Origin of the sequence: Paenirhodobacter sp., assembly GCF_041916475.1 — a bacterium.
Classification (GTDB): Bacteria; Pseudomonadota; Alphaproteobacteria; order Rhodobacterales; family Rhodobacteraceae; genus Rhodobacter.
Genome location: NZ_JAYRZN010000010.1, coordinates 18,612 through 35,861, shown reverse-complemented (window position 1 = coordinate 35,861; position 17,250 = coordinate 18,612). Strand labels below are relative to the sequence as shown.

Annotated in this window: 18 protein-coding genes; 9 read left to right on the top strand and 9 right to left on the bottom strand. The window is 68.4% G+C overall.

Annotated features, from left to right (window positions below; genetic code table 11):
* From ACOMG5_RS05965 to ACOMG5_RS05940, 6 genes are all read right to left on the bottom strand, one after another.
* Nucleotides 1-897, bottom strand: coding sequence for a branched-chain amino acid ABC transporter permease (locus ACOMG5_RS05965; RefSeq protein WP_420342881.1), 897 nt, complete (start codon nucleotides 895-897; stop codon nucleotides 1-3).
* Nucleotides 897-1,721 carry an ABC transporter ATP-binding protein gene (locus tag ACOMG5_RS05960; RefSeq protein WP_420342880.1) on the bottom strand — a complete coding sequence of 275 codons (825 nt, stop codon included), beginning with the start codon at nucleotides 1,719-1,721 and terminating at the stop codon, nucleotides 897-899. The genes ACOMG5_RS05965 and ACOMG5_RS05960 overlap by 1 nt, the downstream gene beginning before the upstream one ends.
* A 259-nt stretch (nucleotides 1,722-1,980) precedes the next feature.
* Nucleotides 1,981-2,337: a cupin domain-containing protein gene (locus ACOMG5_RS05955; protein ID WP_420342879.1), complete on the bottom strand. Its 357-nt coding sequence runs from the start codon at nucleotides 2,335-2,337 to the stop codon at nucleotides 1,981-1,983.
* A 22-nt stretch (nucleotides 2,338-2,359) separates the two neighbouring features.
* The gene (locus tag ACOMG5_RS05950) at nucleotides 2,360-3,739 is read right to left on the bottom strand and encodes an NAD(P)/FAD-dependent oxidoreductase (protein ID WP_420342878.1); all 1,380 of its coding nucleotides are present in this window, start codon (nucleotides 3,737-3,739) and stop codon (nucleotides 2,360-2,362) included.
* Between the two features lie 7 nt (nucleotides 3,740-3,746).
* Nucleotides 3,747-4,382, bottom strand: a complete 636-nt coding sequence (locus ACOMG5_RS05945) for a helix-turn-helix domain-containing protein (RefSeq protein ID WP_420342877.1) — start codon at nucleotides 4,380-4,382, stop codon at nucleotides 3,747-3,749.
* A 79-nt stretch (nucleotides 4,383-4,461) separates the two neighbouring features.
* Nucleotides 4,462-5,733 (bottom strand): NAD(P)/FAD-dependent oxidoreductase, encoded by a 1,272-nt coding sequence (locus ACOMG5_RS05940; RefSeq protein ID WP_420342876.1) that lies wholly within the window; start codon nucleotides 5,731-5,733, stop codon nucleotides 4,462-4,464.
* 363 nt (nucleotides 5,734-6,096) lie between these two features.
* Between ACOMG5_RS05940 and ACOMG5_RS05935 the strand changes: the two genes are divergently transcribed.
* The 5 genes from ACOMG5_RS05935 to ACOMG5_RS05915 are packed head-to-tail and all read left to right on the top strand — an operon-like array spanning nucleotide 6,097 to nucleotide 10,250.
* The gene (locus ACOMG5_RS05935) at nucleotides 6,097-7,170 is read left to right on the top strand and encodes an extracellular solute-binding protein (RefSeq protein ID WP_420342875.1); all 1,074 of its coding nucleotides are present in this window, start codon (nucleotides 6,097-6,099) and stop codon (nucleotides 7,168-7,170) included.
* Between the two features lie 48 nt (nucleotides 7,171-7,218).
* On the top strand, nucleotides 7,219-8,070 hold the full coding sequence (locus ACOMG5_RS05930; protein ID WP_420342874.1) for an ABC transporter permease: 852 nt from the start codon (nucleotides 7,219-7,221) through the stop codon (nucleotides 8,068-8,070).
* Nucleotides 8,067-8,855 carry an ABC transporter permease gene (locus tag ACOMG5_RS05925; protein ID WP_420342873.1) on the top strand — a complete coding sequence of 263 codons (789 nt, stop codon included), beginning with the start codon at nucleotides 8,067-8,069 and terminating at the stop codon, nucleotides 8,853-8,855. The genes ACOMG5_RS05930 and ACOMG5_RS05925 overlap by 4 nt, the downstream gene beginning before the upstream one ends.
* Complete coding sequence (locus ACOMG5_RS05920; protein ID WP_420342872.1) at nucleotides 8,852-9,949, top strand: ABC transporter ATP-binding protein; 1,098 nt, start codon at nucleotides 8,852-8,854, stop codon at nucleotides 9,947-9,949. The genes ACOMG5_RS05925 and ACOMG5_RS05920 overlap by 4 nt, the downstream gene beginning before the upstream one ends.
* Nucleotides 9,888-10,250, top strand: coding sequence for an alanine-zipper protein (locus tag ACOMG5_RS05915; RefSeq protein WP_420342871.1), 363 nt, complete (start codon nucleotides 9,888-9,890; stop codon nucleotides 10,248-10,250). Before ACOMG5_RS05920 ends, ACOMG5_RS05915 begins: the two co-directional genes overlap by 62 nt.
* Here ACOMG5_RS05915 and ACOMG5_RS05910 read toward each other — a convergent pair.
* From ACOMG5_RS05910 to ACOMG5_RS05900, 3 genes are all read right to left on the bottom strand, one after another.
* A complete protein-coding gene (locus ACOMG5_RS05910) occupies nucleotides 10,196-10,816 on the bottom strand; it encodes a DUF6778 family protein (protein WP_420342870.1) in 621 nt (206 codons plus the stop codon). The two genes, ACOMG5_RS05915 and ACOMG5_RS05910, sit on opposite strands and share 55 nt — an antisense overlap.
* Before the next feature lie 71 nt (nucleotides 10,817-10,887).
* Nucleotides 10,888-12,948 carry a DNA helicase RecQ gene (gene recQ / locus ACOMG5_RS05905; protein WP_420342869.1) on the bottom strand — a complete coding sequence of 687 codons (2,061 nt, stop codon included), beginning with the start codon at nucleotides 12,946-12,948 and terminating at the stop codon, nucleotides 10,888-10,890.
* Nucleotides 12,948-13,241, bottom strand: coding sequence for a YggT family protein (locus ACOMG5_RS05900; RefSeq protein WP_420342868.1), 294 nt, complete (start codon nucleotides 13,239-13,241; stop codon nucleotides 12,948-12,950). The genes recQ and ACOMG5_RS05900 overlap by 1 nt, the downstream gene beginning before the upstream one ends.
* 122 nt (nucleotides 13,242-13,363) lie before the next feature.
* Here ACOMG5_RS05900 and ACOMG5_RS05895 point away from each other — a divergent pair, with 122 nt between their 5' ends.
* The 4 genes from ACOMG5_RS05895 (at nucleotide 13,364) to ACOMG5_RS05880 (ending at nucleotide 17,156) form a co-directional block, all read left to right on the top strand.
* Nucleotides 13,364-13,891: an acyl-CoA thioesterase gene (locus ACOMG5_RS05895; RefSeq protein ID WP_420342867.1), complete on the top strand. Its 528-nt coding sequence runs from the start codon at nucleotides 13,364-13,366 to the stop codon at nucleotides 13,889-13,891.
* Between the two features lie 96 nt (nucleotides 13,892-13,987).
* Complete coding sequence (locus ACOMG5_RS05890) at nucleotides 13,988-15,349, top strand: MFS transporter (protein WP_420342866.1); 1,362 nt, start codon at nucleotides 13,988-13,990, stop codon at nucleotides 15,347-15,349.
* On the top strand, nucleotides 15,346-16,239 hold the full coding sequence (mepA, locus tag ACOMG5_RS05885; RefSeq protein WP_420342865.1) for a penicillin-insensitive murein endopeptidase: 894 nt from the start codon (nucleotides 15,346-15,348) through the stop codon (nucleotides 16,237-16,239). The genes ACOMG5_RS05890 and mepA overlap by 4 nt, the downstream gene beginning before the upstream one ends.
* On the top strand, nucleotides 16,212-17,156 hold the full coding sequence (locus ACOMG5_RS05880) for an esterase-like activity of phytase family protein (protein ID WP_420342864.1): 945 nt from the start codon (nucleotides 16,212-16,214) through the stop codon (nucleotides 17,154-17,156). Before mepA ends, ACOMG5_RS05880 begins: the two co-directional genes overlap by 28 nt.
* Nucleotides 17,157-17,250: the final 94 nt, after the last annotated feature.

Sequence of the window (17,250 nt, the reverse complement as noted above, 5' to 3'; positions counted from 1 at the left end):
TCAGTATCTCTCCACGAGTTTCTTGCCGAACAGGCCCGAGGGCCGCACCAGAAGCACGACGAGCGCCACGACATAGGCGAACCACCCCTCGATGCCGCCGCCGACGAAGGGGCCGAGATAGACCTCGGCGAGCTTCTCCGCCGCGCCGATCAGCAGGCCGGCGATGATTGCGCCGAGGACAGAATCGAAGCCGCCCAGCACCAGCACCGGCAACGCCTTCAGCACCACGAGCGAGAGCGAAAACTGCACGCCCAGCCGCGCGCCCCAGAGCAGCCCTGCCACCAGCGCGACGAAGCCCGCCGCCGTCCAGACCGCGCCGCGGATCCGGCCGAGCCGCAGCCCGATCGCAGTGGCGGCGAAGGTATCATCGGCCACGGCGCGGAAGCTGAGCCCGGTCCGGGTGAAGCGGAAGAACAGCGTCAGCGCGGCGACCATCGCCGCCGCGATTCCGGCCGCGACCAGATCGAAGACCGAGACGAAAATACGGCCGACCTCGAAGGGCGCATTCGAGATGCCGAGATCCAGCCGGTGCACCTGCGTGCCCCAGATGAGCTGCGCCGCCCCTTCGATGACGTAGCTGAGCCCCAGCGTCGCCATGAACAGCACCATGGGCGAGCGGTTCGAGAGCGGCCGCAGCACCGCGCGTTCGATGGTGAAGCCGAGCGCGGCCATCACCGCCATCGTCGCCGCCAGCGCCGCCCAGAACGGCACATGGCGCTCCACCAGGCTGACGAAGGTCAGCGCCGCAAACAGCACCAGTGCCCCCTGGGCAAAGTTCAGCACGCCCGAGGTCTTGTAGATCAGCACGAAACCGATCGCGACCAGCGCATACATCACCCCGGAGAGCAGGCCGCCAACTGCGACCTCGACCCCGAACAGAAACCCATACCAATCCATCAGGCGTCCCCCAGATAGGCGCGGATCACCTCCGGATCGTGGCGCACGGCCTCGGGCGCGCCATCGGCGATCTTGACCCCGTGGTCGAGCACCGCGATCCGGTCCGACAGCTCCATCACCACACCGATGTCATGCTCGATGAGCACGATCGCGAGCCCGAGACGGTCGCGCAGCGCGCGGATCTGGCGTGCCATCGCCGCCTTCTCGGTCGCGGTCAGCCCCGCCATCGGCTCATCGAGCAGCAACAGCTGCGGCTCGGCCGCAAGAGCGCGGGCGAGGTCCACCTGCTTCTGCAGCCCATAGGGCAGCGTCGCGACCGGCCGGTCGAGCTGCGCCGCGATGCCGAGAAAGCCCGCCACCTCCTGCACACGGGCATCGGCGCGGGCCTCTTCGCGCCGCGCCTGCGGCAGGCCGAGCACCTGCGCCCCCAGCCCCGCGCGGCGCCGGAAGGCGAGACCCGAGGCGATGTTCTGCGCCACGCTCAGCCCCGGAAACAGCGCCAGGTTCTGGAAGGTGCGCGCCACGCCCAGCTCCGCCAGGCGATGCGGCGGCACCTTGCGGAAGGCCTGCCCGCCGAGGCGCACGGCGCCCTCATCGGCATCGTAGAGCCCGCTGATGACATTCATCAGTGAGGATTTTCCGGCGCCATTCGGGCCGATCACCGCGCGGATTTCGCCGGGGCGCACATCGAAGGACACATCGCGCAGGGCGTGAATGCCACCAAAGCTCAGGCTGATCCCCTCCAGCGCGAGCGCGGCCCGGGCAGCAGGAGATACGGCGGAAACGGGCGCAGCCGGGGGCAGGCGCCGAAAGACGCTGGTCATGGGAAACTCCGGATCGGGCCATCGGCCCGCAAGGTCAGGGAAAGGCGCGCGGCCTTCAGGCGCGGCGCACGGGCGTTACAGGCGAACGACCGGACAACAGGAGCTGGAAAGCGGCATCACCGGACCTCAAATCACGACTTCATGAGCCGATTTAAGCATTCCGGGGGCTGTTTCTCCATTCCAAAGACAGGGCGCGGAGAAACCGGTTTGATCTCCCGGCGGGCGGGCCGCCGGAGAAGTTCGTTCTGTCGGGATGGTGTCAGGGGGCGCTCTGGAAGGCGTAGATCTTGCGGGTATGCTCGACGATCTCCCAATCGCCCTTCCAGCCGCGGGGCAGCATGATCGCATCGCCCGGCCCCAGCTCGCGGCGCGTGCCGTCGATATGGATCATCACGATCCGCCCCGAGAGGAAATAGCAGAATTCGGCCGCCGCGGCGCGATCCGCGCTGAACCGCCCCGGCGTACATTCCCAGACACCGATCTCCAGCGATCCGTCGGGCGCGGACCACAGCGGCGCCGTGGCCTCCTGCTGCCCGGGGGTATGGGTCGTGGGTTTGTCCGCGAAAGGGCCTACCGGCATGCCGGCGAGGTCGGAAAAGGCGGAGAGGTCGATCATGCTGGGTCCTTCCGTTCCGGGCTCAATGCCCGGTGATCTTGTTGGCAAGCCAGGCGAGGCGCGAGCTGCGCTGCCCGCGCAGGGCCGCCTCGCGCCGGTCCGCCATGTGATAGAGCTGGTACATCGCATGCACGCCAAGCCAGCGCAGGGGCTCGGGCTCCCACCGGCGCGGATGCCGGTTCACCCAGGGCAGGGCCGTCAGCTCGGTCTCGCGCGCGAGCACCAGATCCGCCAGCGTCCGCCCGGCGAGGTTCGAGGTAGAAACCCCGATCCCGACATAGCCCCCGGCCCAGCCGATCCCCGTGCGCGGATCGAGCCCCGCCGTCACGCACCAGTCCCGCGGGACGCCCAGCACGCCGCACCAGGCATGGTCGATCCGCAGGGCGCGGGCTTGCGGCAGCAGCCGGTAGAGGATCTCGCGCAGCTGCGCGACGGTCTGCGGCTGGGTCTGGCCGCGGATATCGGTGCGCGAGCCGTAGCGGTAGGGCACGCCGCGGCCGCCCATGGTGATGCGGCCCTCGCGGGTGCGCTGCGCATAGCAATAGGCATGCGAGGCATCGCCCAGCAATTCCCCCGCGCGCCAGCCGATCTCCTGCCACAGGGCGTCGGAGACCGGTTCGGTGACGATCTGGGCGCTGTTCATCGGCAGCCATTCGCGGCGGCTTCCGGGCAGGCCCGCGGTGAAGCCCTCCGTTGCGCGCAGGATGCGGTGCGCGCGCACGCGGCCGCGGTCGGTGTGTACGAGACCCGGCGCGATCCCGGTGACGGTGGTGCCCTCATAGATCCGGGCGCCACGGCGCTCCACCACCTCGGCCAGGCCGCGCACCAGCTTTGCCGGCTGCACACGCGCGATATCGTGGAGCACGAGCGCCCCCATCGCATCCTTGATCCGGATCCGCTCCGACGCCTCCGCCGCCCCGATCAGCGACATCCGGCCCTCGGGCAGCTCCCAGGCGATGCCCTCGGCATGCTCTTCCTGCAGCCGCGCCCATTGCGCCGGGCTGCAGGCATAGGTCAGGCCATCGGTGATGTGGATGTCGGCGTCGATGCCTTCGGCCCGGGCCACGCGCACGACCTCCGCCACAGCCCCGATCGCCGCCCGTTCAAAGGCGATCACGCCCGCGCGGGTACCGGAGGAGAGATACTTCCGGCGGTTCCAGCCGAATTCGCCCGAACACCAGCCGCCATTGCGCCCGGAGGCGCCGAAGCCCGCGAATTCGCGCTCCACGATGGCGATGGAAATCCCCGGCTGCGCCTGCTGCAGGTAATAGGCGCTCCAGAGCCCGGTGAAGCCCGCGCCGACGATGCACACATCCACGTCGATGTCGCCCGGCAGGCCCGGGCGGCGCGCGGGCAGGCCGCCGATATCGGCATACCAGAACGAGATGTCGCCGTTGCGCATGGGGCCCTCAGTAGAAAGCCGGGGTGGTGACCCAGATCACCTCGGTCTCCACGCCATCGGCCCAGAACCGGATCATCGAGGTGGCGTCAAACGCGAAGGAATCGCCCTCGCGCAGGATGTCGGTGCGGCCGTCGATCTCGAGCCCCAGCCTGCCGCGCAGCACGACCCCGCATTTCGCGCCCTCGGGCTCGTTGTAGGCTTCCGCGCCGGTGGTGCCCTCGGGCTTCAGCACGATGCGCATCATCTGCAGCTTCAGCATCGAATCCGGGGTCAGCATATCCTTTTCCATCCCGTTCTTCGGGAAGGCGATATGCCGGTGCGCGGCCTTGCGGATCACATGCGGGTTTTCCGCAGCATCGCCCTGGCCGCGCCCCTCCGGATCCAGCAGCCAGCTCAGCGGCATCTGCAGCGCCTGACACAGCAGCACCAGCTTGTCGACCGAGGGCATCGCATTGCCGCGCTCGATCTGGCTCAGCTGCGCGGTGGAAATGCCCGCAGCCTCCGCCACCGTGGCCAGCGTCATCCGCCGGACCTTGCGCCGCTGCCGCAGCCGGGTGCCGAGCTCGTTCACCGGGCTTGCCGCCTGCGCAGCGGTGCCGCGCACGCTGGCAAAGGGAACGTCGATCTTGTCCGGATCATTCATCCGCAGCTTTCCTCCCCGCCCCCCGGATCAGCCCGAGACGCGATCATATAGTTGCCGGCGCGTGGGCCGCGCCCGCCCGTCAGCGGCCCCGAAGCGTGTCGCGCAGCCGGTTCCACGCCATGGTCGCCTCGGCCCCGATCTTCCAGAAGCCATGGAACGGCACCGGCGCGAGCGCGCCATCCACCGGCAGCGCCACATCCGCCGCCCCGCCCGACAGGATATGCTCCGCCACCATCCGCCCGGAGGCCGTGGAGACCGCAATCCCGCGGCCATTGTAGCCAAACATCAGATGCACGCCTGTCTCGGGCGCGACCAGATGCGGGAAATGATCGTCGGTGATCGCCACCTGGCCGTGCCAGCTCCAGGGGAAGGACACGTCCTTCAGCTCCGGCCAGAGCTTCCTGGCATAGCGGGTCAGATGGCCGTAATCGGCCTCCACCCGCGCATCGCGCTGCGGGCCGCGCCCGCCCATCAGCAGCCGCCCGGCATCGTCCAGCCGGTAATAGACCACGTCCCAGGCCGCCTCATACAGCGCCGCCCGCGAAGGCATGATCTTCTCGCGCAGCGCCGCGGGCAGCGGGTCCGTGGCGGCGATATAGGTCCAGACCGGGACCAGCGCCTGGCGGAAGCCGGGCCAGAGGTCATCGGTATAGCCATTGGTGCAGAGCACGATTTCGGGCGCGGTGACGGAGCCGCCCGCGGTGCTCACCTTCCAGTCCGAGCCCGCGCGCGCAACCGAGGTGGCCCGGCTCTGGCCGTGCAGGCTGGCGCCTGCGGCCTGCGCCGCCAGCGCGAGGCCCCGCGCATAGCCGAGCGGGTTCAGGTGGCCGCCGCGCGCATCGAAGGCCCCGGCGCGGTAGATGCCGGTGCCGGTCATCTGCGCCATTTCGGCCGCATCCACGAAGCGCACCGGCCAGCCGCGGGCGGTGCATTGCGCCACCAGAGCCTTCACCTGCGCCACGCCGGCATCGTCGATCGCGGCGCGGATCGTGCCGGTGCGGCTCGGCGCACAATCGATGCCATAGCGCTCGACCAGCTCGAACACTTCCGCCGGCGCATCGGAGCCCATCTGGTTCATCCGCTTGCCGCGCGCGGCGCCGAAATGCGCCTCCACGTCATCGGGCAGCGCCTTGAGCCCCGGGTTCACCTGGCCGCCGTTGCGCCCCGAGCAGCCATGCCCGATCTCGCCCGCTTCCAGCAGCACCACCCGCGCGCCCTGCCCTGCGAGCTTCAGCGCCGCCGCGAGCCCGGTATAGCCCCCGCCGACGATCACGACATCCGCCGTCTGCGCCCCGCTCAGCGCGGGAGCCGAGACCTGCGGGCGCGCCGTTTCCAGATAGAGGTTCTTCATCATGTGTTCCAAGTCGCTGCCGCCGAGCCAGATGCTCCGCCCGGACCGCTCGGCGCGCGGTCGGCGAATCCCCCCGTCGCCTCAGATTACGGGCCGAAAATTTTCTGACAATAAAATTGTGACGTCATTTTTTTATTGCCAAAGAATTATTTTCCATACCTTCTATGCCCACAACGATATCCGCAGCCTGATTCAGGCCAAGCGCATACGACGGAAAACAGGGAATGCCCGGCCACCGCCCGTAATGGGAAACGACACGCTGTGTCGGCCGATGATGCATGCCCGCTTCCGGAGCCAACCCGCCGCCCTGCCAGGGCGGTCTCGCAAGCAAGGCGGCGCCTGCGCCGCGACAGGGAGTATGACATGAGAAGTTCCATCGGTATCGCGACCCTGCTGACGCTCGCGACGCTCAGTGCGGCGGCGGCCCAGCAGGCGCCCGTGGCCGGCGAGGTCGCGGAAGGCGCGCTCAAGGGCAAAACCGTCACCTTCGTTTCCTATGGCGGCGTCTATCAGGACGGACAGATCAAGGCGCTGGACGAATTCGTGAAGAAATCCGGCGTCGAGCTGCTGTCCGACGGGCCGACGGAGCTCGCCAAGGTGCAGGCGCAGGTGGAATCGGGCAATGTCATGTGGGACGTGGTCGATACCGGCGACGCCCTGCCCTATGTCCATTGCGGCACGATCTTCCAGAAGCTGGATTTCAGCCGCATCGACACCTCGAAGATCCCCGCGGGCCAGGTTGGCGAATGCAGCGTTCCGGCGACGAACTATGCCGTGGTGCTGATGTACAAGAAGTCCGTCTTCGGGGATAACCCGCCGAAAAGCTGGGCCGATTTCTTCGATACCGAGAAATTCCCCGGCACCCGCGCGATCCCGGGCTATGGCGACCCGGAAGGCTACATGATGGAAATCGCGCTGCTGAACGACGGCGTGGAGAAAGACAAGCTGTTCCCTGCGGATCTGGACCGCGCGCTGAACAAGTACCGCAAGATGCGCGACGACGGCACGCTGATCCTGTGGACCACCGGCGCCCAGTCGCAGCAGATGATGGAGGCCGGTGAGGCCGATATGGCCATCGTGTGGTCCGGCCGCGGCAAGGCCGCCGTGGCAAACGGCGCCGAATACGAGCCGGTGTGGAACGACTGGATCGTCGTGAAAGATCAGCTCACGATCCCCGTCGGCAGCAAGAACACCGATGCCGCCTATGCGCTGATCAACGCCTATCTCGGCAAGGCCGCGCAGGAAACCATGACCGAGGCCACCTCCTATTCGCCGATCAACGTCGATGCCACGCCGAAGGTGGACGAGCTGACCGCGAAATGGCTGACCAACACGCCCGAGAAGCAGGCCACCGCCCATAACTTCAACATCCCCTACTGGGTCGAGCACAATACCGAGCTGACCGAGAAATGGGGCGCCTTCCTGGCGGGCAACTGACGCATTGCCGGGCCGTTCGCGCGGCCCGGCCCTTCCGAGGACGAGACCATGACCCAGACCGATCCGGACGTCCGGCAACGCCGCCGCGCCCTGCTGATGACCGTTCCCGCGCTGGCGGTGCTGGCGCTGGTGCTGCTCTTGCCGCTGGGGATCGTGGTGCTGCGCAGCTTCACCGTGCCCGAGCCTGGCCTCGGGAACTACGTCTGGTTCTTCGGCACCAAGGTGAACCTGACGGTGCTGCTGCGCACCTTCACCATCGCCTTCTGGGTAACGCTGGTCTGCGTGGTCGCGGCCTACCCCTATGCCTTCGCGATGTCGGTGGTGGGGCGGCGCACGCGGCTTTTGCTGGTGCTGTGCGTGCTGGTGCCGTTCTGGGTCTCGGGGGTGGTGCGCAGCTTCGCCTGGGTGATCCTGCTGCAGGACGCGGGCGTCATCAACCGCATCGTCATGGCGATGGGCTTCGAGAAGATCCGCCTGATCCGCACCCAGCTCGGGGTGACGATCGGGATGGTGCAGATCCTGCTGCCCCTCATGCTCATGCCGCTCTATTCGGTGATGCGCGCGATCGACCTGCGGCTGATCCAGGCCGCGGGCAGTCTCGGCGCCCATCCGGTGAAATGCTTCTTCCAGATCTACCTACCGCTGTCGCTGCCCGGGGTCTTTGCCGGGGCGACGATCGTGTTCATCTTGGCGCTCGGCTTCTATATCACGCCGCTGCTCCTCGGCGGGCCGTCGTCGACGATGCTGTCCACGCTGATCCAGCAGCAGGTCCTGTCGCTGCTGAACTGGGGCCGCGGCGGGGCGATGAGCGTGGTGCTGCTGGTCGCGACCTTCGCCTTCCTCGCGCTGGCCGCCCCTGTCATGAAACGCAAATACGACCTGAGCGGGAGCGGCAAATGAAACGCGCCGGACGTCTGTGCCTCGGGCTCGCCTGCCTGCTGATCGCGGTCTGGCTGGTGGCGCCCACGCTGGTGATCATCCCGATCTCCTTCACCGAGAAGAAATCGCTGGCCTTCCCGCCCTCGGGCTTCTCCTGGCAGTGGTATCAGAACATCTTCGCCAGCCGCGACTGGTCGCGCAGCCTGGTGAACTCGATCCAGATCGCTGCGATCGTGGCGGTGCTCGCGACCGTGCTCGGCACCATGGCCGCCCTCGGGCTGGAGCGGCTGAAGCCGCGCACCAGCGGGCTGATCCGCGCGGCCCTGATGACGCCGATGATCGTCCCGGGTGTGGTGCTGGCAATCGGGATCTATGCGGTCTATCTCGATGCCCATCTCGTCGGGACCTGGACCGGCTATGTGCTGGCGCATACGCTGCTCGCGCTGCCCTTCGTGGTGATCGCGGTGGGGGCGAACCTCGCCGTGTTAGACCGGCGGCTGGAAACGGCAGCGGCAAGCCTCGGGGCCTCGCGGCTCTCCACCTTCTTCACCATCACCATGCCACTGATCCTGCCCGGCATCCTGTCGGGCGCGCTCTTCGCCTTCGTCACCTCCTTCGACGAAGTGATCGTGGCCCTGTTCATCACCAGCCCGCAGCTGAAGACCCTGCCGGTGCAGATCTTTTCCTCGATGACCCGCGACACGGATCCGACCGTGGCCGCGCTCGGCACGCTGGTCTTCGCCGCAACGACCCTCATCATCGGCGCGGGCCTGCTGCTGGGCTCCCCGAAAGGACGCAAGCAATGACTGAAGCCCCCCGCCGCGGCGCCGCCATCGACATCAGTGCCGTGAGCAAGTTCTACGGCTCCTTCACCGCGCTGAAGGACGTCAGCCTGACGATCGAGCCGGGGGAATTCATGTCTTTCCTCGGGCCGTCGGGCTCGGGCAAGACCACGACGCTGAACCTGATCGCGGGCTTCACCGCGAATGACACCGGCTCGATCGCGCTCGACGGGCGCGCGATCGACAACCTGCCGCCGCACAAGCGCAATATCGGCGTGGTATTCCAGCATTACGCGCTGTTCCCGCATATGACCGTGGCGCAGAACGTGGCCTATCCGCTGAAGCAGCGCGGCATGGGGCGCGCCGCGCGCGAGGCCGCGGTGATGGAAACGCTGGCGAAGGTGAAGCTCGAGAGCTTCGCCCACCGCTACCCGAGCGCGCTCTCTGGCGGCCAGCAGCAGCGCGTGGCGCTGGCGCGCGCGATGGTCTTCAACCCGGCGCTCCTGCTGATGGACGAGCCGCTTGGCGCGCTGGACAAGAAGCTGCGGGAAGTGCTGCAGCTGGAAATCAAGCGCATCCACCGCGAGCTTGGCTCCACCTTCGTCTATGTCACCCATGATCAGGAGGAGGCGCTGGTGCTCTCCGACCGGATCGCGGTGTTCAACAAGGGCCAGCTGGAGCAGGTGGGGACCGGCGCCGATCTCTATACCCGGCCGCAGACCCTGTTCGTGGGCCAGTTCATCGGCGAGAGCTCGATCCTGCGCGGCACGCATCAGCGGGCGGGGGGCGAAACTGCGCTGCAGATCGGCGGCAGCCGGGTCAGCGTCGCGGCGGCGCCCGCCTCCGAAGGCGCGCAGGTGATCCTCCTGCGCCCCGAGCAGATCCGCGTGCAGCGCCCCGGCACCGGCCCGCAGGGCGATTTCGGCAATGTGCTGGCGGGGCAGATCTGCGAGAAGCTCTATCTGGGCTCCGCGGTCAAATACGAGGTGCGGCTGGCCGATGGCACCATCATCACCGCCCGCTCCGGGATCGAGGACAACGGCTTCGCGCTGAACGATGCGGTCGAGATTGCCTGGAGCCCGCGCAGCGGGATCCTCCTGGCCGATGATGGCAGCTGATCCGAGAGATAAGCCGGAACAGGGCGCAGGGCGCAGGGCGCAGGGCGCAGGGCGCAGGGCGCAGGGCGCAGGGCGCAGGGCGCAGGGCGCAGGGCGCAGGGCGCAGGGCGCAGGGCGCAGGGCGCAGGGCGCAGGGCGCAGGGCGCAGGGAAGCCATGCCCGCATCGACCGCATCGCGCAAGAAGCGCCACGATGCAGCCGCAGTCGGATCTGTGCGGCCGGCCCCGAACGCGCGGGCCGCCCCGGCTACCGCCCCAGCCGCGAGAAATCATGCCGCGGGTCGGGGCCGATGCCCAGATAGCCCCGCATCACCGCGGAAACCGCGTCGATGATCTCGTTCTTCTGGGTGTATCCGCGCGCCCGCGCCGCCCGGGCATCCCCGCCGACAAGCGCCGGGGCATCTGCGGCGATGGGTGTCGGCTCGGTGAGCGGCTGGCCACTGCGGGCATCGAAAATCTGCAGCGTGAAGCGGATGTCATGCACGCCCGAAAAATGCAGATACTTCTCTACCTTCGGCGTGATCGCATGAAACTGCTGCAGGGTTGCCACCAGGGTCACCGCCCGCTTGCCGCGCAGCTCCTGCGCGCCGGTGCGCAGCGCAGTCGTCATCAGCGCTTCGACCTGCGCATACCGGTCGCCGGGCGGATCGCCATGCCAGACGATGTCATAATCGGGCGTCCAGCTGTTTTCATCCGATGTGGTCAAGGTCCGCGGCACCGAAACCCGCACATCCGCCACATGCCAGCCCCGCGTGACGGCCGGATCCAGCGCCTGCGGATAGCGCACGCGCCACTCCCCATGCGCGCCGCAGCCCGCAACGGCCAGCAAGCCGAGCATCACCCCCCTGCGCCTGACCCGGATCGTCATGGTCCCCCCGCCTGATGCGCCTTTGGGCGGACCATGGCGCCTCACGGTTGCCAAATGGTTAATGCCCGCCCTCAGCGATAGGCTTCGAGGATCTCCAGGAAGGCCCCGGCGAAACGCTCCACCTTCGCCTCCCCCATGCCCGAAACCCGCGCAAGCTCCTCGCGGTCGCGCGGCATCTTTTCGGCCAGCCGGGCCAGCATGCCGCTGTCGCAGCTGAGGAGCCGCTCCTGCCCCCCGGCCCCGCGCGCGAGCTCCTGCTGCGCCGCCAGAAGCCGGTCGTAGATTTCGCCGGCGTCGCGCCCGGCGAGCCGCCGCCGCGCCGGATGCAGCGCCTCGACCGCACCCGCGATCACCTCCAGAAAGGCCGCGCCATAGCTTTCGAGCTTCTTCGCGCCGACGCCATTCACCCGCGCCATCTCGTCCATGCTCTGCGGCCGGCTCTCCGCCATCTCGATCAGGGTACGGTCGGGAAAGATCATGTAGGCCGGCAGCCCCGCCGCCTCCGACAGCGCCCGCCGCTTCGCCTTCAGCGCCGAGAGCAGCGGCGCATCCTCCTCCGCCACCAGCGCCCGCACCACGGGCTTTGCCTTGGCGCGCTGGATCAGGTCGCGCCGCAGCGTGATCCGCTCCTCGCCGCGCAGGATCGGGCGGGCGCGCTCCGTCATCACCAGCGCGCCATGGCGCTCGCTGTCGGGGCGCATCAGGTCGTGGCCCAGCATCTGCCGGAACACCGCCTGCCATTGCGGGCGGCTCAGCTCGCGCCCGACGCCGAACGTGGGCAGGCTGTCGTGGTTGCGCGCGCGGATCCGGTCATTGGTATTGCCGAGCAGGATCTCGATCAGATGGCCCGCGCCGAAGCTTTCGCCCGTGCGCAGCGCAGCCGAAAGCGCCTTGCGCACCGCGTCGGTGGCATCGAACAGCTCGGGCGGGCTTTCGCACAGGTCGCAATGGCCGCAGGGCTCCGAGGCCTCGCCGAAATAGGCCAGCAGCTTCTGGCGGCGGCACGATGTCGCCTCCGCGAGGCCGAGAAGGGAATTCAGCCGGGCGTGGTCGGCGGCCTTGCGGTCGGGCGGCGCGGGGCTTTCGTCGATCTGCGCCCGGCGCAGGCGGATGTCGTCGGGGCCATAGAGCGTCATCGTCTCTGCGGGTGCCCCGTCGCGCCCGGCGCGGCCGATTTCCTGATAATAGCTCTCGATGGATTTCGGCAGGTCCGCATGCGCGACCCAGCGGATATCGGGCTTGTCGATGCCCATGCCGAAGGCGATGGTCGCCACCACGATCAGCCCGTCCTCGCGCTGGAACCGGGTTTCCACCAGGCGGCGGTCCTCGGCCTCCATGCCGCCATGGTAATGGCAGGCCGGATGCCCCACCTCGCGCAGCGCCTGCGCGATCGCCTCGGTGCGGGCGCGCGCGGCGCAATAGACGATGCCGGACTGCCCCCGATGCGCGGCGGCATAATCCAGGATCTGCTTGCGCGGGCTGTCCTTCGGCGCGAAGGCGAGGTGGATGTTCGGCCGGTCGAAGCCGCGCAGGAAGGTCTCCGGCTGGCGCCCTTCGAACAGGCGGGTGACGATCTCGGCCCGGGTCTCCTCGTCGGCGGTGGCGGTAAAAGCCGCCAGCGGCACATTCAGCGCCCGCTTCAGCTCGCCGATGCGCAGGTAATCGGGGCGGAAATCATGGCCCCACTGGCTGACGCAATGCGCCTCGTCCACCGCAATCAGCCCGGCCTGCGCCCGCTTCAGCAGCGCGACCGTGGCCCCGGAGGCGAGCCTTTCGGGCGCGATATAGAGCAGCTTCAGCCGCCCTTCGTCGATCGCCTGGAACACCCCCTCGGTCTCCGCTTCGGTATTGCCCGAGGTCAGCGCCCCGGCCGCGACGCCCGCCTCGCGCAGCGCGCGCACCTGGTCGCGCATCAGCGCGATCAGCGGCGAGATCACCACCGTCAGCCCCGGCAGGCACAGCGCCGGCAGCTGGAAGCAGAGCGACTTGCCGCCCCCCGTGGGCATGATCGCGAGCGTATCGCGCCCGGCCAGAACCGCCCGCACGATCTCTTCCTGCCCCGGCCGGAACGACCGGAATCCGAAGACCGAGGCGAGCAGCGCCTCTGGATCGGGCTGGGCGGAATCGCGCATCAGAAGCCGTAGAAGAAGCCCGCGTTGTTGCGCAAAGCCTGTTGCAGGATGATGATGGCGATGAACACCACCAGCGGCGCCAGATCGAGCCCCGGCGTATTCGGCAGGAAGCGGCGGATCGGCGCATAAACCGGCTCCAGCAGGCTGTTCAGCCCGTACCACAGCTGTGCGACAAGAGGCTGGCGCAGGTTCAGCACCTGGAAGTTGATCAGCCAGCTCATGATGATCTGCACGATCATGACGAACCAGACGACGTTCAGGATCAGGTTCAGCGCCTGATACAGGGTGACCATGTGTGACCTCCGGGTGGTGCGGCACAACAGGTAAGCCAGCCGCGCCGCCGTTGCAACCTGCCGCGACGTTGCGATTGACCGCGATGTGGCGCTCGGGCACGCAATTGCGCAGGGAGGCGCTCATGTATCCGATTGTCCGCATGGCCAAGGCCTTGGCCCCCGCCCGGGGCCAGCCCGTCGATATCCTGCAGGTGCTGTCCACCCGGCACATCGCCTGGCCCTGGGACATCGACCCCTGGAAAGACCTCAACAATGGCCGCATCCTGACCCTGTTCGACCTCGGGCGGATCGCGCTGATGAACCGGGCCGGGCTGTTTCGCACGCTCCGCGCGAACCGCTGGGGCATCGTGGTGGCGGGCAACACCACACGCTACCGGCGCCGCATCACCATGTGGCACCGTTTCGAGATGCGGACCCGCTGCATCGGCTGGGATGACCGCTTCCTCTATCTGGAGCAGGGCATGTACCGCGGGGAGGAGTGCTGCAACCATGTGCTGATCCGCGGCGCGATCACCTCCGCCGGGGGCATCGTGCCGCCCTGGCAGGTGCTGGCCGCGATGGGCCATGCGGAGCCAAGCCCGGAGCTGCCATCGTGGGTGGCGGACTGGATCGCGGCCGAAACCGGGCGCCCCTGGCCGCCGAACCTCTGACAGGGGCCGCGCCCCCGCCGCCAAAACTGTGATCTGCGGGCGGCTTGCGTCCGGGCGCGGTTTGAGGCTTCATCGCCCCGACACGGAGGTTCGGACATGATCGCCCCACGCAAGCGGATCCTCGGCTGGTGGTTCTTCGACTGGGCCAGCCAGCCGTTCAATACCCTGCTGCTGACCTTCGTCTTCGCACCCTACATGGCGGACCTGCTCGGCTCCGGCACCTCGGCGCAGACGGTCTGGGGCTATGGCGTCGGCTTTGCGGGCGTGGTGATCGCGCTGGCCTCGCCCTTCCTCGGCGCCATCGCCGACCGCTCCGGCCGGCGGATGCCGTTCATCTGGCTGTTCTCGCTGATGTATGTGGCCGGGGCCTGGGGGCTCTGGTGGGCCGCGCCGGGCAATTACAGCCTGCTTCTGGTGATGACCAGCTTCGCCATCGGCCTGATCGGCATGGAATGGGCCACCACCTTCACCAATGCGCTCCTGCCCGGGCTCGCCCCGCGCGCGGAGCTGGGCAAGGTCTCGGGCACGGGCTGGGCCTTCGGCTATCTGGGCGGGCTGGTGTCTCTGGTGCTGATGCTGGGGCTGCTGCAGGTGAACCCGGCCACCGGGCACACGCTGATCGGCCTGCCGCCGCTCTTCGGGCTGGATCTCGCAGCGCGCGAGGATACCCGCATCGTCGGGCCGCTGACCGCGGTGTGGTATGTACTGTTCATGGTGCCGTTTTTCCTCTGGGTGCGCGACCCGCGCCCCGAAGGCTCGGTCTCCGTCGCCCGCGCGGCGCGCGAGGCCTGGCCGCATCTGCGCGCGACGCTCCGCGCCCTGCCCCGGCAGCGCAGCCTGTTCCTGTTCCTGCTGGCCTCGATGTTCTACCGCGATGCGCTGAACGCACTTTATACCTTCGGCGGGATCTATGCGAAGGGCGTGCTCGGCTGGACGATCCCGCAGATCGGGCTCTTCGGCATCCTCGGCACCATCACCGGCGCGGCCTTCGCCTGGCTCGGCGGGCGCGCGGACGACCGCTTCGGCCCGAAGGCGGTGATCCTGTTCTGCCTTCTGGTGCTCTCGGCCGTGGTGGTGGGCGTGATCTTCGTCGCGCGCGACAGCCTCTTTGGCCGGCCCGTCAGCCCCGACAGCATCCTGCCCGACATCGCCTTCTATGCCCTTGGCGGGCTGATCGGCGCGGCGGGGGGCGCGCTGCAGGCGGCCAGCCGCACGCTGATGGTACGTCAGGCCGACCCCGCGCATATGACCGAGGGCTTCGGCCTCTATGCCCTGACCGGCAAAGCCACCGCCTTCCTCGCGCCGCTGCTGATCGCCGTGACCACGCAGATCACCGGCACCCAGGCGATGGGGATCGTGCCGATCATCGTGCTTTTCCTCCTGGGCCTTGTGCTGCTACCCTGGGTGAAATCGTCCGGCGCCGCCTCCCCGGCCGCAACAGGAGACCCCACGCCATGAAACCGCTTGTCGCAGCCCTTGCGCTGAGCCTGCTTGCGCCCGCAGCCTCGGCCGAACCGCTGGCCCGGGAGCTGTTCGGCGCCGCCCGCACCCCGTCGCATCAGCAGCCCACGCCGATCGGCAGCTATGCGCGCGGCTGCGCGGCCGGGCTGCAGGCGATGCCCGAATCCGGCCCGACCTGGCAGATGATGCGGCTGAGCCGGAACCGTTTCTATGGCCAGCCGGTGATGCTCGGCTTCCTGCAGGACCTTTCGCGCTTCGCGGCCAGCCTTCCCGGCTGGCGCGGGCTCTATCTCGGCGATATCAGCCAGCCCCGCGGCGGCCCGATGACCGGCGGCCATGCCAGCCATCAGATCGGCCTCGATGCCGATATCTGGATGCTGCCCGCAACCCGGCTGAACCTGAGCGCGGCCGAGCGCGAGAAGATCAGCTCGATCCCGATCCGCACCGCCGACCAGACCCGCATCAATGGCAACTGGACGCCCCAGCACATGGCGCTGATGAAGGCCGCCGCCTCCGACCCGCGGGTGGAGCGGGTGTTTGTGGCCGCCGCCGCCAAGATCGCCATGTGCAATGCCGCGCCCCGCGGCGACCGTGCCTGGCTGCAGAAGATCCGGCCCATTTATGGCCACGAGACCCATTTCCATGTGCGCCTCGCCTGCCCGCCCGGCGCGACCTATTGCGAGAGGCAGAGCCCCACGGTGGCGGAGCTGTCCAAGGGCGGCGATGGCTGCGACGAGACTCTGAACTGGTGGGTGACGACCTATCTCGAGGAGCTGCGCAATCCGCCCAGGCGCCCCGCCACCCCCGGCCCCGCACCGAAAACCGCCAAGACCTTCGTGATGTCCGATCTGCCGTCCGCATGCCTGAACGTTCTCGCCTCGCGCTGATCACCGTGCTGCTGGGGGTGGGCCTCGGGCTGGGCGGGCAGGGATGCGCCGCGCAGAACGAGCACGCCTCCGCGGTGCAGCTTCGGGGGGAATTCCTGCAAAGCTGGGTCTGGCGCCTGCCCGACCCGGAGTTCGGTGGCTTCTCCGGCCTGAAATTCCTCGAAGACGGGCGCCTTTTCGTCACGCAATCGGACCGCGGCACGGTCTGGCGCGGGACGCTGAGCCGCGATGCGACCGACCGGATCATCGGTGTGAGCCGCACCGGCGGCCCGGTTCCGCTGCACGACCGCGACGGCCAGGTGCTGGACCGGCGGCGCGGTGATGCCGAGGGGCTGGCGATCGCGCCGCAGGGCGGGATCTATATTTCCTTCGAGGGCGAGAACCTGGCCCGCGTCGCCTATTATCCGGCCGATGACGCCCCGGCGCAGCTGCTGCCGCGCCCGGCCGCCTTTGACCGGTTCTGGCCGAATTCCTCGCTGGAAACGCTGGCGATCGATGCCGAGGGCACGCTCTACACCATCCCCGAACGTTCGGGCGCGAAGGAAGCCCCCTTCCCGGTCTGGCGGTTCCGCAATGGCGCCTGGGATCAGCCCTTCACCATCCCGCGCGACAATACCTGGCTCACGGTCGATGCGGATTTCGGGCCCGACGGGCGGTTCTACCTGCTGGAGCGCGATTTCTGGGGGCTGCTGGGCTTCCGCACGCGGGTGCGCGTCTTCGATATCCGCGGCGACCGGATTTCGGGCGGCGAGGTCCTGGTGGAGACATCGGCCGGCACGCATGACAACCTGGAGGGGCTTGCCGTCTGGCGCGACCGTCAGGGCACGATCCGGCTGACGATGATCTCCGACGACAACCAGCGCTTCTTCCAGCGCACCGAATTCGTGGAATACCGGGTCCGGGCACAGAAGCCTTGACCGGCGGGGCGCGGCGGCGTATGCGCCGCCTGTCCTCGGACCATGTCCCCGCTACCATGTAAAAACGGTGATCTCATGAAACGCCTGTTGCCTG

Bases quoted from the DNA above. Each gene is read 5' to 3' on its own strand.
- ACOMG5_RS05965 (WP_420342881.1), bottom strand. From the start codon at position 897: ATGGATTGGTATGGGTTTCTGTTCGGGGTCGAGGTCGCAGTTGGCGGC.
- ACOMG5_RS05960 (WP_420342880.1), bottom strand. From the start codon at position 1,721: ATGACCAGCGTCTTTCGGCGCCTGCCCCCGGCTGCGCCCGTTTCCGCC.
- ACOMG5_RS05955 (WP_420342879.1), bottom strand. From the start codon at position 2,337: ATGATCGACCTCTCCGCCTTTTCCGACCTCGCCGGCATGCCGGTAGGC.
- ACOMG5_RS05950 (WP_420342878.1), bottom strand. From the start codon at position 3,739: ATGCGCAACGGCGACATCTCGTTCTGGTATGCCGATATCGGCGGCCTG.
- ACOMG5_RS05945 (WP_420342877.1), bottom strand. From the start codon at position 4,382: ATGAATGATCCGGACAAGATCGACGTTCCCTTTGCCAGCGTGCGCGGC.
- ACOMG5_RS05940 (WP_420342876.1), bottom strand. From the start codon at position 5,733: ATGAAGAACCTCTATCTGGAAACGGCGCGCCCGCAGGTCTCGGCTCCC.
- ACOMG5_RS05935 (WP_420342875.1), top strand. From the start codon at position 6,097: ATGAGAAGTTCCATCGGTATCGCGACCCTGCTGACGCTCGCGACGCTC.
- ACOMG5_RS05930 (WP_420342874.1), top strand. From the start codon at position 7,219: ATGACCCAGACCGATCCGGACGTCCGGCAACGCCGCCGCGCCCTGCTG.
- ACOMG5_RS05925 (WP_420342873.1), top strand. From the start codon at position 8,067: ATGAAACGCGCCGGACGTCTGTGCCTCGGGCTCGCCTGCCTGCTGATC.
- ACOMG5_RS05920 (WP_420342872.1), top strand. From the start codon at position 8,852: ATGACTGAAGCCCCCCGCCGCGGCGCCGCCATCGACATCAGTGCCGTG.
- ACOMG5_RS05915 (WP_420342871.1), top strand. From the start codon at position 9,888: ATGCGGTCGAGATTGCCTGGAGCCCGCGCAGCGGGATCCTCCTGGCCG.
- ACOMG5_RS05910 (WP_420342870.1), bottom strand. From the start codon at position 10,816: ATGACGATCCGGGTCAGGCGCAGGGGGGTGATGCTCGGCTTGCTGGCC.
- recQ (WP_420342869.1), bottom strand. From the start codon at position 12,948: ATGCGCGATTCCGCCCAGCCCGATCCAGAGGCGCTGCTCGCCTCGGTC.
- ACOMG5_RS05900 (WP_420342868.1), bottom strand. From the start codon at position 13,241: ATGGTCACCCTGTATCAGGCGCTGAACCTGATCCTGAACGTCGTCTGG.
- ACOMG5_RS05895 (WP_420342867.1), top strand. From the start codon at position 13,364: ATGTATCCGATTGTCCGCATGGCCAAGGCCTTGGCCCCCGCCCGGGGC.
- ACOMG5_RS05890 (WP_420342866.1), top strand. From the start codon at position 13,988: ATGATCGCCCCACGCAAGCGGATCCTCGGCTGGTGGTTCTTCGACTGG.
- mepA (WP_420342865.1), top strand. From the start codon at position 15,346: ATGAAACCGCTTGTCGCAGCCCTTGCGCTGAGCCTGCTTGCGCCCGCA.
- ACOMG5_RS05880 (WP_420342864.1), top strand. From the start codon at position 16,212: ATGCCTGAACGTTCTCGCCTCGCGCTGATCACCGTGCTGCTGGGGGTG.